14 protein-coding genes are annotated in these 15,391 nt (G+C 43.4%); 2 read left to right on the plus strand and 12 right to left on the minus strand.

Annotated elements, in window-relative coordinates:
• Positions 1-75 precede the first annotated feature (75 nt).
• The 3 genes from ACXHJ2_RS14870 to ACXHJ2_RS14880 form a co-directional block, all read right to left on the minus strand.
• Positions 76-777 carry an HAD family hydrolase gene (locus ACXHJ2_RS14870; protein ID WP_016819605.1) on the minus strand — a complete coding sequence of 234 codons (702 nt, stop codon included), beginning with the start codon at positions 775-777 and terminating at the stop codon, positions 76-78.
• Positions 778-867: 90 nt separating this feature from the next.
• Positions 868-1,524, minus strand: coding sequence for a class I SAM-dependent methyltransferase (locus tag ACXHJ2_RS14875; protein ID WP_165084085.1), 657 nt, complete (start codon positions 1,522-1,524; stop codon positions 868-870).
• 27 nt (positions 1,525-1,551) lie between these two features.
• Positions 1,552-4,401: a methyltransferase domain-containing protein gene (locus ACXHJ2_RS14880; RefSeq protein WP_165084083.1), complete on the minus strand. Its 2,850-nt coding sequence runs from the start codon at positions 4,399-4,401 to the stop codon at positions 1,552-1,554.
• 389 nt (positions 4,402-4,790) lie between these two features.
• On the opposite strand from ACXHJ2_RS14880, the gene ACXHJ2_RS14885 reads away from it, so the two are divergent.
• Complete coding sequence (locus tag ACXHJ2_RS14885) at positions 4,791-5,867, plus strand: glycosyltransferase family 2 protein (RefSeq protein WP_165084081.1); 1,077 nt, start codon at positions 4,791-4,793, stop codon at positions 5,865-5,867.
• Positions 5,868-6,016: 149 nt separating this feature from the next.
• On the opposite strand, the gene ACXHJ2_RS14890 is transcribed toward ACXHJ2_RS14885, so the two are convergent.
• The 4 genes from ACXHJ2_RS14890 to ACXHJ2_RS14905 all read right to left on the minus strand — a co-directional run bounded on the left by ACXHJ2_RS14890 (position 6,017) and on the right by ACXHJ2_RS14905 (position 10,193).
• Positions 6,017-6,646 (minus strand): sugar phosphate isomerase/epimerase family protein, encoded by a 630-nt coding sequence (locus ACXHJ2_RS14890; protein WP_238791144.1) that lies wholly within the window; start codon positions 6,644-6,646, stop codon positions 6,017-6,019.
• Positions 6,647-6,878: 232 nt separating this feature from the next.
• On the minus strand, positions 6,879-8,195 hold the full coding sequence (locus ACXHJ2_RS14895) for an anaerobic C4-dicarboxylate transporter family protein (RefSeq protein ID WP_040101729.1): 1,317 nt from the start codon (positions 8,193-8,195) through the stop codon (positions 6,879-6,881).
• Between the two features lie 104 nt (positions 8,196-8,299).
• Positions 8,300-9,229 (minus strand): fructoselysine 6-kinase, encoded by a 930-nt coding sequence (locus ACXHJ2_RS14900; RefSeq protein WP_238791142.1) that lies wholly within the window; start codon positions 9,227-9,229, stop codon positions 8,300-8,302.
• Positions 9,219-10,193, minus strand: a complete 975-nt coding sequence (locus ACXHJ2_RS14905) for an SIS domain-containing protein (protein ID WP_165084079.1) — start codon at positions 10,191-10,193, stop codon at positions 9,219-9,221. Before ACXHJ2_RS14905 ends, ACXHJ2_RS14900 begins: the two co-directional genes overlap by 11 nt.
• Before the next feature lie 284 nt (positions 10,194-10,477).
• Here ACXHJ2_RS14905 and ACXHJ2_RS14910 point away from each other — a divergent pair, with 284 nt between their 5' ends.
• Positions 10,478-11,188: a GntR family transcriptional regulator gene (locus tag ACXHJ2_RS14910; RefSeq protein ID WP_064963849.1), complete on the plus strand. Its 711-nt coding sequence runs from the start codon at positions 10,478-10,480 to the stop codon at positions 11,186-11,188.
• 87 nt (positions 11,189-11,275) lie between these two features.
• Here ACXHJ2_RS14910 and ACXHJ2_RS14915 read toward each other — a convergent pair whose 3' ends face one another.
• The 5 genes from ACXHJ2_RS14915 to yfkAB form a co-directional block, all read right to left on the minus strand.
• Positions 11,276-11,845 carry a manganese catalase family protein gene (locus tag ACXHJ2_RS14915; RefSeq protein WP_058829324.1) on the minus strand — a complete coding sequence of 190 codons (570 nt, stop codon included), beginning with the start codon at positions 11,843-11,845 and terminating at the stop codon, positions 11,276-11,278.
• Between the two features lie 33 nt (positions 11,846-11,878).
• Complete coding sequence (locus ACXHJ2_RS14920; RefSeq protein ID WP_274597501.1) at positions 11,879-12,358, minus strand: spore coat protein CotJB; 480 nt, start codon at positions 12,356-12,358, stop codon at positions 11,879-11,881.
• A gap of 1 nt (position 12,359) precedes the next feature.
• The gene (locus ACXHJ2_RS14925; protein WP_013370312.1) at positions 12,360-12,584 is read right to left on the minus strand and encodes a spore coat associated protein CotJA; all 225 of its coding nucleotides are present in this window, start codon (positions 12,582-12,584) and stop codon (positions 12,360-12,362) included.
• 201 nt (positions 12,585-12,785) lie between these two features.
• Positions 12,786-14,144, minus strand: a complete 1,359-nt coding sequence (locus ACXHJ2_RS14930) for a hemolysin family protein (protein WP_058829323.1) — start codon at positions 14,142-14,144, stop codon at positions 12,786-12,788.
• Between the two features lie 107 nt (positions 14,145-14,251).
• A complete protein-coding gene (gene yfkAB, locus ACXHJ2_RS14935) occupies positions 14,252-15,382 on the minus strand; it encodes a radical SAM/CxCxxxxC motif protein YfkAB (RefSeq protein WP_165084077.1) in 1,131 nt (376 codons plus the stop codon).
• Positions 15,383-15,391: the final 9 nt, after the last annotated feature.

Genomic DNA, 15,391 nt, shown 5'->3' on the forward strand with positions numbered 1-15,391 from the left:
CGCCCAACATCGTTTGCATGTATTATTTATATGGTACGCCACAGCTATTTATAACTCTTATCTGTGCTTTCACAGTTACTCGGCGTTTTTATAAAGTGTAAGCAGCTGGGTAAAGTCCGTAATAATCGCATCGGACCCTTCCAACTCATCATTCACACCAAATCCAGCGTAAGCACAGCCGATCACGGTCTGTCCGTTCTTTTTGCCAGCTTCCACATCGGAGGAACGATCTCCGACCATCCATACATTCGAAATATCGTGCTTGCTCAACAGAATTTCTAGCAAATTCACTTTGGAAAGCGTACTGTATTCCCCAGCGCTATACAGTCCTTCAAAAATAGGAACCATTTCATACGCAGCAGCAATCCCCTTTACGTAATCCTCCAGCCCGTTACTGGCTACGAATAATCGGACACCTTGCTCATGAAGTGCTTGGAGTGTTTCTTTTACATGTGGATACAGAGCATGACTTCCATTCTTCAACCCCTCCAGCTCCAGCTGAAGCAACAACTCGTCCGCTCTTCTGTGAGCTGCTTCACTGGCTTCTGGCATTACTCTTCTCCAGATTTCATCCAGCAGCATACCCAAACTATTCAAAATAAGCTCCTCCGGAGGAGTCTCTCCTTCATAAAGCCCTTCGGCGCGCAGCGTATCAAACAGCTTGTGATACGCAGGAAGCAGCAGCGTCTCCGTCTGAAAAAGTGTACCATCCATATCAAATACCATAGCCTCAGGTTTCTTCAACACAGGTGCATTGTTCATGTAGTTATCAGTCATTCCTTTCCTATGTAAGTTTACACTCCGACCCCTCTCATGATAAGCAATAAGAGAGGTCCATGTAAACCTCATTGCGCATACCGTTAACTCTTATATTTTTTTTAGAACGGTCCTAAAACAATGTAATCCGCCCCACATATCTGTGTGTAGAGCTCCCCGTGGAAGCTTAAGATCCACACCACTCCAATACGAAAATCCCGCTTTTTCTATCCATTGTTCCATCGCTGAAAGATCTACTGTAGGGTAATCAAACGTCAACAGAAGCATTCCGTCATCTCGTAAAGTTCGATGAAATTCACGCAAGGCTGTCAAAGATTCATCGGGCGTTAAATGCTCCAACACTGAAATACATACAATTTTGTCAAAACTGGCATCCTCATAGGGCAGGGCGGTCAGATTGGCATGGGCGGAGTGGAGCCGAACCGGTAAAATCTCCTGAATGCGCTCAGCGGCCTCCTCTCCAATATCCCGCCGCACCTCGGCCAAGATAGCATCTACAGAAACGATTCGTATATCCAGATCGCAGGCATAGACCTGAGAGCAACGGCGGGCCAGCTCAAATTTGAATGGATGAGGGATACCACATGCCGCGTCCAATACTGTATCTTGCCCAGACATAAATTGGAGACACCACTCATACTCATAAGGACGACTCCACCAGCTTTGAGGGAGTCTGTAAATCATGTTGGACGAGTTGGGATCAGAATATACAAAAAAGCGAGACAGATACGGGTCAGCCATATTCATGAATGTAGCCTCCTCCTTTGGAGATGTTTAGATTACTCTTGCTACACAGCATAATTCATGACCCCGTTTCTCGCCTTGAAGCTTAGCCAACAATCCCATTTGTTCTGTAAAGGCAAGCTCATCGTACAATGGATGTGCTTGCAGCAAGGCATCCAAACCAGCAGGAAGCTGGCGGGTGAACAAAGCCACCGGACGCAAGCCGGACTTTTCCAGCAAGAGCGTCAGCGTATGATCTGAATAATGGTACAAATGATCTTCCTCCGTAAATAAAGGTGAATGAACGCCGTAAGCCTCGTTGGTAAACGAGTTTTTATTGGGCACCGTAATATATAACGTTCCGTCAGGTTGAAGCTGTTCGCACAAATCCGTCAAAAATGCGACTGGGTCCGCGATATGCTCCAGCACATGCCAGCATGCGATGGCTTCGTATTGGTGCTCCAAAGATAAGTCCAGTTCTTCCTCTAAACTTTCGGCCTCAATCCCTTCCTGAGCTTCATGAGCTTGGTGAATTTCCCCTTCCACAGATTGTTGTGTTTGAGCATCTAATTCTGTTTCACCGTTCCAATAGCCGGGTAATAAATCTACCTCATATTTGCTTTTGGCGTAGGCACGCGAGTCACTGGACGGCTCAATGCCCACTGCATTCCAGCCAGCTTGAAGGGCAGCATGGATAAATTCTCCGGTGCCTGAGCCAATCTCTAGCAATTTTCCTTTTCTGGGACTGAACATATCGAGCAACATAAGTCCAAAAAGAGCATGATCCCCATAGGTGGACGCCGCTGCACTATCCCGCATAGCAACCCAATTGGCATTATAAATCTCTGCTATCATTTCCTCAGACTGAATATGATCCACATCCTTACGAAAAACCAATCCACAGGAGCCGCATCCCATCAAGGTAAAGCGTTGATAATCATGAAATACTACCGTGTCAGATGAGCCACACAGTTTGCATTTTACACTCTGCTCTGCTCCTTTCCCCTTCTCCGTAGCATAAAAGGTGTCCTTGGTTTCACTTTTTATTTGTGGTTCGGGTTTGTTCATGACCTGTACACTGGCCACCTTGGCGACATCCGAGTCGTCCACCTGATGGGCAGGTTCATATTCTGGTGTAGGTTCTTTTTCTGTATTTTTGTTGTCCTGATCCACCCAGAGCGTGAGTCGTGGGTTCGAGTCCAGAATTGATTCATATTGCTCTTTCCATCCATAACGAGCACTTGGGTCAAGCAGCTGGTACCGCTCAAATTTAGCCATGCGAATAGCAGGTGTATACCAACCCCAATGCTGAATACGGTAGTTGCTGATCTCTGTGGGAAGATCAAGTACATTTTCGGGTAATCTCCCACAGTGCAAGGACTGCTCCTTCCATTTATAAGGGAATCCCTCTTTATATCGAATTAAAAAAGGACGGTAATACCGATGAGCCTGCCAATATTCATCATCACGGTAATGCGTGGAAGACCACATATCAAACAACCTGAAACAAATCGTATCCGCTGTCGTTCCCGCTAACAAAGAATGTACCCCTTGGGCAAAGCGGGATTCGAACATTTCGTCGGCATCCATGCTTAATATCCATTCGGGAGAGGAAGCCAATGTTTCTCTCCACTGCTGCTTTCGCAGTTCGACTTCATTGGTAAAAGAGGGTGTTTCATTACGGATCAGACGCAGTGGGATTCCTTGTAAGATTTCCCGGCACAACTCTCCGCTATCGTCATGACTACCATCATCAATAATGACTGCTTCATCAATGTATTCTCGGTGGCTCAGCAGCACGTCTGTAAGCTTGTGATCTGCCTCATTGTATACCGTCATGGTCAGCGTCAATTTAGGATTAGAGACAGGCGGTGTATAAAGCTCACTTTGTCGTGGACCAGTGAACGTTGGTGGTACAACAAACGAATCCGCTGTGTACTTGGCAAAGACAGCAGTTTCGTGGAGATGATCGGGTATAACTGGAGGTTCAGGGAACTTAGAAGTTCTTGAAGATGCTGAACGATTGAAGGCTGGAGAGCTTGGAGAAGTATCGGAGTGTTCCGCATGTGTTACTTGCTCTGGATGGTTCGATGTGAAATATTTTAGGGTGAATAATAGCTGTTCTGCCTTCATTCGATCGGCTTCCCGATATAGATGCATTGCCGGATAGTGTGTGTCTACAAAAAGTGGAAATCCATATGCAGCCGCCCGAATACAAAAATGTCGATCTTCTCCCCAATAAGAAACGTTTTTGATTTTGCCAAAATGAATTCCTGCTTCCAGCGCCCGTCTGCGGATTAAGGTGCAAGCGCCTAGACCACCCACCTCATACAAACCAGGAACATGCAACTGGTGTATAAAATGCAACTCACGTTGCGCTCGCTCCTCTGCCGACAACACTTCGCCATCTTCACGGTGAAACAAGTTATATTCATCACTGACCCACACTTGAGGCAATAACGGCCCTTCCGGTTGCCAACGTGTCCAGAAAATCTCTGATACGATATCCTTCTCCGTCTCCACCAGCCTGCACAAGGTACGAGAATGGAGAACCAGGTCTGAATCGACCAGAAATAACGCGTCATAATTGTGCTGAAGTGCATATTCAATAAGACGATTTTTAAAGCCAGCCACTTTCCATACGAGAGCAGGCGGCCAATAATGAGTGTGCTCATCACTACGGTTCTCCACTTGCTGCGAGCCTGTTAACAAGGGCAAAACCCGACCCGGTAGCCGATTGGAAAAGTCAACTAGCCACTGGCTTGAAATCGGATTGTCATTATCATCGACAAACAAATAATCCGGTAGCACGTCAGGTGTCTCCAGGCGCTCCAAGGCTTGAAGAAACAAAGACAAAATTTCCGGCTTCTGGTGCACCGGGCTGCCGATTAATATACGCATGTGTCAACGCCTCCATCAGGTGGAAGCCTCATAACCGTTCCCCTCCATGTCCTAACGCATACCATAATTGCGACCAAGCGATTGGGAGTGAGCGTGGTATGAATGGACTTACACCTGGAAATATCATTGAAAACGACAACAATACAAAATACAATCTCCCCATTCAACGATAAAACCCATCCTGTCGCACGTCCTAACCCGGAATGTCACGCACATCGTTCAATCCATTCTCTCCCCCCAAACATCCAACTTGATTTTCTAATTTATTAGAACAGAACTGAATTTATGATCATCATCTCCTCTACACGTTCCATCCGAATTCTACATAATGAGCAAGCTATCCTAATAAAATGGGAATTATACCAAGTTATTTTGGGGGGACAAAGAGCATGGTAACTGTCAGCTTATGTATGATTGTCAAAAACGAAGAAGAAGCCCTTCATACCTGTCTGAAATCAGTCCATGACCTGGTGGATGAAATCATTATCGTTGATACTGGATCTACCGATAGAACCCAAGAGGTCGCTACAGCATTCAACGCTCGGATATACAACTTTGAGTGGTGCGATGATTTCTCCGCTGCTCGCAATTATGCGTTTGATCAGGCCACGCAAGAATATCAATTTTGGCTGGATGCCGATGACATACTGGAAGAAAAAGATCGACTATCCTTTCTTAACTGGAAAAATCAAGCCACCCTCTCTTATGACAGCATTACAATGGATTATGTGCTTTCCGTAGATGAACAAGGACAGCCGTTGTATAAGCTCAAAAGAAACCGAATTGTACGGCGTGATCGCAGATTCAGATGGACCGGATTTGTTCACGAGTTCCTGAATGTAACAGGCAGCATCTTTCACAGTAATATGGCGGTGACTCATAACAAGACACGCGCTTATACTGACCGTAATTTGCACATATATCTCAAACATCGGGAGCAGGGTACCGTATTTTCTGAACGAGATCACTACTACTTCGCCAATGAATTATATGATAACGGGCGCACGCTAGAAGCCATTCAGCAGTACGAACATTATCTAGGGCTAAATCAAGGATGGATAGAAGATCGGATTGCTGCTTGCTTTAAGCTTGCGGATTGTTACAATCGACAAGGACAAAAACAGGAGCAAGGTATGGCTCTGCTCCGCACACTTACCCTCGATGTACCACGCGCCCAGTTCTGCTGTGTTTTCGGCAATTGGTTCATTGAAGATGAACAGTATACTCAAGCCATTTATTGGTTTCGTCAAGCAACGCTGATCGAGCCCCCGCAAGATGTAATGGCCTTAACCAATTCGTCGTACTATACCTGGTTTCCACACTTGCAATTATGCCTGTGTTATGACCGAATCGGTGACATCGAAAAGGCAAGATCGCATCATCGCATAGCCCAGTTGCACCATCCTACTCATCCAAGTGTTTTATATAACGAACAGTATTTTGCACAGCTAGAGCAGCAGAAATAAGGAAGACGAACAATGGCTAAAGGCAGGGACCTGCCAGTTCAAGTTCGGGTTTTCCTGCTCCAGAGTTAATATCCATGCTAGGCGCACTTAAAAAAGTCGATTCCTTCTGGGAATCGACTTTCTTGGTTTGAAAGTCGCTCGTATTTATATCATTCCAGGTGTTTTTCGAACCACGTGAGCGAATCCTTCAGGGCTTTTTCCGGATTCATAACATACCTTCTATCCAATAATTCAAGACCTAGATATCCCTTATAATCTATACTGTTAAGTTCCTTTAACACTTCCACCATTGCTAATTTTCCTTCTCCGGGCACCAGATGTCCTCCAGGATTGCCATCCACAAAATGTACATGCATTAAATTATTTCCCAGTTCCCTTATAAAATCATGAATGGTATCCTTTCCTGTAGTTTCCATCACATCTGTATCCGCTAAACCTTTTAAATAAGGACTCCCAACTTCTTTTATCATCTTGGAGATGTGCTCGACTCTATTAAACACCTGTGTAGTAAAAGAGGTAAAAGCCTCCATAGGAAGGTCAATCCCCTCTTTTTCTGCTGTTTTACATATTTCGCCTAAAGATTCTCTGCACCATTTCCACATTTCTGTCTCATCAACATCCAAGTATGCGATGCCTGTGGTCACCAACACTTTGTCACATTCCAGCAAAGATGCAGCTTCGATATGCCGGCAAAAAAACTCTACACTTCTCTTTCTATACTCCGGATCAGGATGGCTGATGCTTACCGGGTAGACATACTGCTCAGGGGTAAGGCAGATCGTCTTTAACCCTCTTTCTTTTACTTTTTTATTTAATTTTTTTTATATCCTGATACGTAAAATAGTCTAAATGGAAATGTGGACCTGAAGCCCACAATTCAATATTATGGAATCCCAGCCTTGCAACAGAATCTAAAAAATACTCCATAGAATATCTTTTATAATGATAGTTTGCAGCCGCAATTTGTGAGATCTGTATCATAATAATTAGATACCTCCTTTTTACACAACGCTATATTAAAACGCTTCCAAGTAAAGTAGCTAATATTACAGATAAAATAATATTAATCATTCCAGGTATCATAAAACTGTGGTTCAATACATATTTACCAATTTTAGTCGTACCCGCTGTATCAAAAGATATGGCAGCAAGGCACTGAGCAGATACTGGTAAAAAGAAGTTTGCATTTACAGCCATCCAGGCTCCAATTATGATGTAGGTAGGCAAATCAAGTGCAATGGCAATAGGTATCATAATTAATGTCGTGACACCTTGACTTGTAGTTAAAGCAGCAACGATAAACATGATAACGGCAAGCATCCACGGATGGCTATTTACAATCGTAGCAACATGATCTTGAATAAAAGCGCTTTGTCCGTTAATAAAGGTACTGCTCATCCAGGCTAACCCAAAGGCACAGACCATAGCCAGCGCCCCTGCCCTAAATATGGGTCCGTTAAGAATCGTTTCAATCGCCGGACGGCATACGATAATAATCATAGTAGCGCAGACTAGCATAATCATTTCAATGGTATGCGGCATTGATAGACTAGTAACCTCGCCATTCAGCACCCAGGATGGACGCAGCTGAGTAAACATGCCCATAATAACAATGGCTAAAACCCCCATCAAAAAGAGAACAACTGCGGCTTTCGCTCCTTTTGAAGTTTCTTTCTTCTCAGCCTTCTTTTCGGATTTTTCAATTAAGCCTTCTGCCAATCTATGCAAATATTCCGAATCTTCAGATAATTCTTTCCCTTTACGCAACGTGCACACCGCACTTGTAATGACACCTAAGAGTGTAGCAGGTATGGAAATGGCCAAGATAGTTCCCAAACTTACTCCAAGGGGTGACATAAATCCAATCATAGCAGCAGTAGCTGCTGAAACCGGTGAGCAAGTTACTGCCTGCTGGGAAGCAATGATACTATTTGAAATGGGTCTTTCCGGCCTGATATCATTATCAATGGCAAGCTTATTGATAATAGGCAATAAACTATATACGACATGCCCGGTTCCTGATAAGAAGGTAAATAACCAGGATATGATTGGAGCTATTATTGTAATATTCTTAGGTGACTTACTAAGCATTTTCTCTGCAATCTGGACGAGTAAGTTAAGTCCGCCTGAAGACTGCAGCGCAGAGGCAGCCAATACAACCGCTAAAATGATCAGCATCACATCAATGGGAGGAGCCGCTGGTTGGACATGAAAGATAAATACAAAAATCGCTACGCCCACTCCACCGAGCAAGCCCATAAAAACATCGCCAACTCTAGCGCCGAAGAAAATGAGTAAAAAGATGATCAATAGCTCAAACCAAAACATAAGAATTCTCCCTTTTTTTGATTTTACGAACTTTACCGATCTTTCATTATCTACAAGGGCGTAGCCGCCCTTTACTGAATACGCTTACAAAATTCTTATCATGCTTATTCTTCCGAGTCCAAACAACGAATGGGTGTGCCGTAGCCAAAAGCTCCGTTTATCTGGCATATTTTAGCCGCAAAAACCGCTCCTTTTTCCATGCTTGCTTTGATACTCCGAAGCATATCCTCATCTTCACCGTAGAAAATCTTTCCGGCATTAGAACTTCTAATCATCTCTACAATAAAAGCGGTTATATAAGAGTCACCCGCTCCCATCGTATCCACGGTATCCGTCAATACCGCCGGCTGGTGCATCCATTGATCTTTATAGAGAGCAACTGATCCATTTTCTCCCACAGTTCCAATCACTATTTTAGAACCGAATTTCTGTGCTTTTAGCATTTCTCTTTTTCTTTCACTTTCCGTTAAATGACTGCATGAAAGGAATGAAATGTCCGCATATCGGCATATTTGTTCTAAATATTCATCATTCCAGCGTACCGAGAAATCATAGGAGATAGGCACATTCGTTATTTTTAATGTTGCGAGATTCTGCTCTATATAGCTATTTAAACTGGTATGAATTACGGAGAAATTTTTAATGTAGTTCAAGTCATTTTCCGTAAAATCCCATGCCTTTTCCTTTGCAATACCGCCTTTATTGGAGCCCAGAAATACACGATCACCGTCTTCCAATGTAACCCGCGCATACCCATTTTCCCCTTCAAAAATCCGGCAATGGTTACGTTCTATCCCTAAATCGTCTATAACCTTTTGAATATACTGAGCTATATGATCATTACCAAACTTACCTAAATAAGATGCCTCCATACCACACATTCTGGCATACGCACAAAAGTTCAAGGCATTTCCACCAGGGTACATCATACCCTGGTGGACATATTTATCTACTACATTGTCACCAATGCCAATAACCTTATATTGTTCCATAAGAATATCCCCTCTAAAGGTTGCTAAAAGATTAATATTCAACCTTCCACATATATCTACGAGTTGTAAGCGGATGCGCTCTTTCAATGGCCAAAGCTTGGTTATAAACGGGGTAAACATTATTAAATAGAGAATGATTGAAGTAATCAACCACAGAGCTGTCAATGGTAGACAGTCCCAAATCCTTTGCGTCTAAAACCTCTACTCTCTTGGTATAACGGTTAAGGAACTTTAACGCTCTTTCATCTAAAGGTCGGGTACTTCCTTCAGAGACCTGAATGACAAATGGTATTTCAGCATCAGTAATCTCAAATGGTCCATGGAAATATTCACCTGAATGTATGCTGGAAGAGTTAATCCATTGCATCTCCATAAAAATGCAGATGCTTTGCATATAGGCAGCCCCGTAGCCAGCTCCGCTTGCCATGGTGTAGATTACGGAATCATCTTTATGATTTTGCGCAAAAGCCAGAGCACGCTTTTCCACGTGTTTGCATGCATTTTTAACAATTCGATCTATTTTTCCTACTCCGTCCAGGAATTTTTCATAATGCTCATATCCCTCAGTCTGATTTAATACCTCTACCGCCGTCATTAGTGCTTTCATGGTTTTCTCGCGGGCAATATCTTTGCCATCCCCAAATGTGTACTTCACCACATAGTCTGCTTGTTCTGTAATAGGAGAATCTTCAACCCATGTTAATGCAATAACTGGAACTCCTGCTGTTTTACCTAATTCTGCGGCCTTCACAGTCTCTGGTGTATTACCTTTATGTGATGCCACTACCAGTACTGAATTTTCTCCAAATGCTCTAGGTGTGTTATGCACAAACTCATTACTGGTATAAAGACCTACCTTAACTTCCTTTGCTTCTTTTTCAAGAAATGTTTTTGCAGGATAAAAAGCACCATAAGAACCACCGCAAGCTACATAATATACCTGCTTTATACCGCCAGCCTCTTGTTTATTTGCTACAATTTCTTCAATAATTTTTTTGATTTCCATTATCATTTCCTCCTTGTATGATACATTTTCTTGTTTTCTATTCCATACCGGTGTATGTATTGGAATGTTATAAAGAAACAATAACACAAAACAATACATGAAGCAATAACACTTTGCTACTTTTTCTAGAGTACTGTTTCAATTCTCCCGATTTTTAAAGGAAAGACCCCTTATTGCAAGGGCTTACAAGCTATTCATAAATTGTATATACTGTTATAATATAAGCATGCCGATATAAAACAATATAATACATTTATAAAAACTTGATTTGGAGGTTGAACCGCATGATTGATCATTCAGAATCTTCACCGTTATATAGACAGCTGCAAGAAAGAATTTTAGATTCCATCCACAACGGTACTCTAAAACCAGGAGACAAACTCCCTACAGAATTAGAATTAAGTGAAACCAATAATGTGAGTCGTGTAACTGTCCGTGCGGCACTTGATTCACTTACCTCTGAAGGTTACTTGGTACGGATTCCGGGAAAAGGAACATTTATTACAAAAGATAAAATCAAAAAAAATGTCGTAGAGACCATTGGATTTAGCGATACTTGTAAATTACAAAATAAAGTGCCTGGTGCAAAAGTAATAAAATGCGTGATTGAAGATGCTACAGCATCAGATCAGGAACATTTAGGTTTAATGCCAGGGGATAAAGTAATCAATATAGAAAGAATCAGGTATGCTGACAATGTGCCGGTATCTGTAGAGTATTCACGTTTCCCTTCTTCTTTTTCTTTTTTGTTACAAGAGGATTTAAATAATATATCTCTTTATGATATTTTAAAAAATAAACACAAGATTACATTTGGAATATCAAGAAAATATATAGTTATGGAATTTGCCTCTTTTGATGTAGCCACCTATTTAAATATTGAGGAAGGCTATCCTCTGCTGTGTATTAAAAGTACCGTTTGTAATCCAGACGGCCAAAAAATCCATCGTTCCAAGCAGTTGATATTAGGGGATAGGTTCGAGTTGATTGTTTAAGATTATGAACAGATGCTTTTATGTAGATTTAATCCTAAAAAAGAAAGGCCACCTGCATTTGCAGATGGCCCTCCCTACTAAATTCCCTTAAAATACTTTCTTCCGGTCTCTTTCCCCCTTCAAAATTTCTACTGACTCACGGAAACGCAGCGAATGAACCACCTCACGTTCACGCAGAAACTTTAAACTATCCTGCAAATCCACATCATCTGTCAAATCAATCAGCCACTGGTATGTAGCTCGCGCCTTTTCCTCTGCCGCAATATCCTCATATAAATCCGCAATGGGATCACCTTTGGCTTGAATATAGGTCGCGGTAAAAGGAACCCCCGCCGCATTTTCATAAAATAACGCACGATCATGTGCCGCATAATGTTCGCCCAGACCAGCCGCTTTTAATTGCTCCACACTCGCATCCTTCGTCAGCTTGTAAATCATCGTTGCAATCATCTCGAGGTGGGCAAATTCTTCCGTCCCGATGTCATTCAGTACACCAATCACTTTATCCGGAATGGTATACCGCTGATTCAGGTAACGCAAAGCTGCTGCGAGCTCTCCATCCGCTCCCCCGTACTGCTCCATAAGCAACTTGGCCATGTGAGGGTCGCATTTGCTGACACGTACAGGATATTGCAGCTTTTTCTCATATACCCACATTCATGTTCCTCCTTTATTAAAGGTTGTACCTGCTTATACCTGCCACGGCCAAGGCGCTTGACTCCACTCCCAAGGATACTTGGAATAAGCGCGACCAAAATTTTGCAAAGGCCCATATAGGAGCTGGTACTCGTTGGCAATCGCCGTTCTTTCCTGTGTTAGCTTGTTGAACTGTTCGATGGCCTGCAAATCATCCGGGTGTGTATCCAAATACAAATTCAGCTCTACCAAGACAAAATCCACCGCTTGGAGCTTCTCCAATAGCGCATAAAACTGGGCATCAACTGGCTTGGTTTGAGATGTATAGCCCTGAGCCGGGGGGATAGCTTGACTATAACCCTGGGCTTGGTTTTGGTACTGGTTTTGGTACTGGTTCTGAGATGGATATGGACTCTGAGATTGATACGAATTTGAAAAAGGGTTTTGAGACTCATTCGGCGGTTGTTGACCACTCTCATACTGAACTTGCTGTTGAAATTGATTTGGGGACTGACCCTGATTTGGATTCTCCATGTTATTCGCCTCCCCCCTGGTTTCTCCTAGGCTCATAAGGACTGAAAAGCAATGGCCATAGCGTTCCTTTCGTCAGCGCCTCTTCTGGACTGAATTGCGGCAGACCAGGGGGCTGAAATTGTATAAACAAGTTTGGCGGAAGCACATAAGTCTTGCATAGAATGGGCGGACACGGATCGAACGGGCCGACAAACGGGGCATACTGACCTTGCTGTGGAAATTTCACGGGCCGGGACCTCCTTTAATTGATCCATCTGCTTTACTATTCAACATATGCCGCATCGCCCAAGTCTCGAACAGAAAAATTTGTTCAAAGAAATAAAACTCAAAAAGAGCCTATAAAACCACGGTAATGTGGATTTATAGGCTCTTTCTTAGCACTCTGTATAACTTTTTTATCTGAACTGATCATGTTATTCTCTGTGGATCAAGATTCCTCATCGCTAGAAAGCTCATCTTCATTGACCAGATCAGGTTTGCGGTGAATTTTCACTCTCATGATGCGAAGCCTTGTTGCTTCCTCCACTTCAAAGGTCAGATTATAAAACTCTATTTTCTTCCCTTTCACCGGACTGCCTTCTAATTCCTTGAACAGCCAGCCTCCGATGGAGTCCACCTCGTCGTCTTCAATGTTCACTCCAGTCAAATCATTCACATCCTCAATGAGCATACGACCGTCCACAGAGATGAAGTCTTCCTTCATTTCCACGCTTGGACGTTCATCTTCAAACTCATCATAGAGATCCCCGACGATTTCCTCCAGAATTTCCTCCGCTGTCAGCAGACCGGCGGTTCCGCCGTATTCATCCACCACGAGAGTCATTTGGGAGTGCTTTTTCTGCATAAGGCGCAGCACATGACTTACTTCCATAGACTCAGGCACATTCAGAATTGGACGCACCACTGAGGCCAGATCCAGTTGTTCGCCCTGCTCGGCTAACAGAAGATCTGTAATATGAACAAAACCGATAATCTGATCTTTATCCTCAACCGCTACCGGGTAACGGGAATGCTTGGTTTCACTGATAATCTTCAGATTTTCCTTAAACGACAAATTCGTGTACAAACAATCCATATCCGTACGCGGCAACATGATTTCACGAGCAAGCAAGTCGGAAAAATCAAAGATATTATCCATCAGTTTGATTTCATCCTTATCGATTACACCGCTTTTGGCGCTCTGATTCATCAATATACGGATCTCTTCCTCCGAATGTGCCGCTTCGGCTTCACTGGCCGGCTGAATGCCGAATGCCCGTAACAGCATGTTTGCGGCAGCATTCAACACCCAGATTACAGGGAGAAAAACCTTATAAAAAAGCAGCAAGGGCGCCGATAAAAACAACGCTACTCCTTCGGTCTTTTGAATCGCCAAAGACTTGGGAGCCAGTTCGCCCAATACAATATGCAAAAAAGTAATGACGCAAAATCCGACGACAACGGATACCGTTGTAATCAGTGTACCGTCAGTTACACCGAGTTTGTGCATGAGTGGCTCTATCAGGTAGCCGGATATTGCTGGCTCACCAATCCAGCCTAGCCCCAATGAAGCCAGCGTAATGCCCAATTGGGTGGCAGACAGATAAGCATCCAACTTTTGGTTCACCTTTAGCGCATAGCCTGCCAGGCGATGCCCCTCACTTTGGAGCTGCGTCAATCGGGATTGGCGCATTTTGACCAGCGAAAACTCTGCGGCCACAAAGACACCATTTAGAAAGACAAGCAGCAGTACCAAGAAGAGATTCACCCCTAGCAATCCCCAATGAAACTCGGTATGACCATCCAATACGAACTCCCCATTTCTTTAGTTAGCATTTTGCACCATTCGACTTGCAAGCTATTCAATTCAATATTTATGATTGGAAACCTGGAATTGGAATCATGTAAAAATGCTTATAATTGCAATGCTTTTCTTGATTTAAAGTCTACACCCTTGTAATACATATCCGCTACGAGTAGATTCGGCCCGCAACAGGCAGCCGCATCGCAATGACAGTTCACGGTCTGATTCAGCGGATGCTCATTCAGCCATTCACCGAAAATATTGTCCAGACTGTTTTCCTGAATATTTCCGAAAGCTGGAATGTCTGCAAAATCCGTCACATATACGCTACCCGTGAACATATTCACATTTACACGGTTTCTTCCGTCTGGATCATTACGCACCGTAATATTCGGTTCTTGGCGCAAGCGACGAAGCAATTTACGGTCTTCCTCCCGCTCAGAACAAGCAAAGAACGGTAGTGTACCAAATAACATCCACATGTCCTGATTTCGCACATCCAGCAGCTTATCAATAGAGTTCCGCATATCGTCAAGGGACAGTACAGGCAAGGCAGAAGCAAAATTCGATGCGTACATCGGATGAACCTCATGTCGGCGGCATCCCATTTCGTTGATCAACTGATGAATGCCTTCTAGCTTCGTATGTGTCCGATAATTAATCATGGACTCAGCTGAAATGAACATCCCCATTTCGCTCAATCTGCGTGCATTCTCTATCATTTTTTCATACAGGCGCACAGCACCCGCGCGTGGAGTCGGACGTCCGGTATTTGCAAATCCCACTTCATAAAAATCGTCTGCATTTAAATAATTAAACGATATATGCATGACATCCAGATACGGAAGCATCTTCTCATATCTTCTGATATCCAATGTCAGGTTGGAGTTAATTTGCGAACGAATACCGCGCTCTTTAGCATACTTCAACAGCGGAACGATCACATCGTCCACTGTTTTATCAAGCAATGCAGGTTCTCCACCTGTAATACTTATTGTCTCCAGATGCTCAACTTCATCCAGCCGCTTCAGCATCAGATCTAAAGGAAGGAAAGGGGCCTCCTGCATAACCAGCATGTCGCCGACAGCGCAATGCTCACAACGCATATTACATAAATGTGTTACGGTCATTTCCACACTTGTAAGCAAATGACGACCATGTGTACGCAGTGAGACAATCGGGTCCCACGGATCATACGTTGGCGATATTTGGGGTAGCGTGTTATTTTGTAGAACTGTCATTATGTTTTC

The organism is Paenibacillus sp. ALE3, from assembly GCF_054113405.1.

Coding starts and splice junctions, on each gene's coding strand:
- ACXHJ2_RS14870 (WP_016819605.1), bottom strand. CDS start 777: ATGACTGATAACTACATGAACAATGCACCTGTGTTGAAGAAACCTGAG.
- ACXHJ2_RS14875 (WP_165084085.1), bottom strand. CDS start 1,524: ATGAATATGGCTGACCCGTATCTGTCTCGCTTTTTTGTATATTCTGAT.
- ACXHJ2_RS14880 (WP_165084083.1), bottom strand. CDS start 4,401: ATGCGTATATTAATCGGCAGCCCGGTGCACCAGAAGCCGGAAATTTTG.
- ACXHJ2_RS14885 (WP_165084081.1), top strand. CDS start 4,791: ATGGTAACTGTCAGCTTATGTATGATTGTCAAAAACGAAGAAGAAGCC.
- ACXHJ2_RS14895 (WP_040101729.1), bottom strand. CDS start 8,195: ATGTTTTGGTTTGAGCTATTGATCATCTTTTTACTCATTTTCTTCGGC.
- ACXHJ2_RS14905 (WP_165084079.1), bottom strand. CDS start 10,193: ATGGAAATCAAAAAAATTATTGAAGAAATTGTAGCAAATAAACAAGAG.
- ACXHJ2_RS14910 (WP_064963849.1), top strand. CDS start 10,478: ATGATTGATCATTCAGAATCTTCACCGTTATATAGACAGCTGCAAGAA.
- ACXHJ2_RS14915 (WP_058829324.1), bottom strand. CDS start 11,845: ATGTGGGTATATGAGAAAAAGCTGCAATATCCTGTACGTGTCAGCAAA.
- ACXHJ2_RS14920 (WP_274597501.1), bottom strand. CDS start 12,358: ATGGAGAATCCAAATCAGGGTCAGTCCCCAAATCAATTTCAACAGCAA.
- yfkAB (WP_165084077.1), bottom strand. CDS start 15,382: ATGACAGTTCTACAAAATAACACGCTACCCCAAATATCGCCAACGTAT.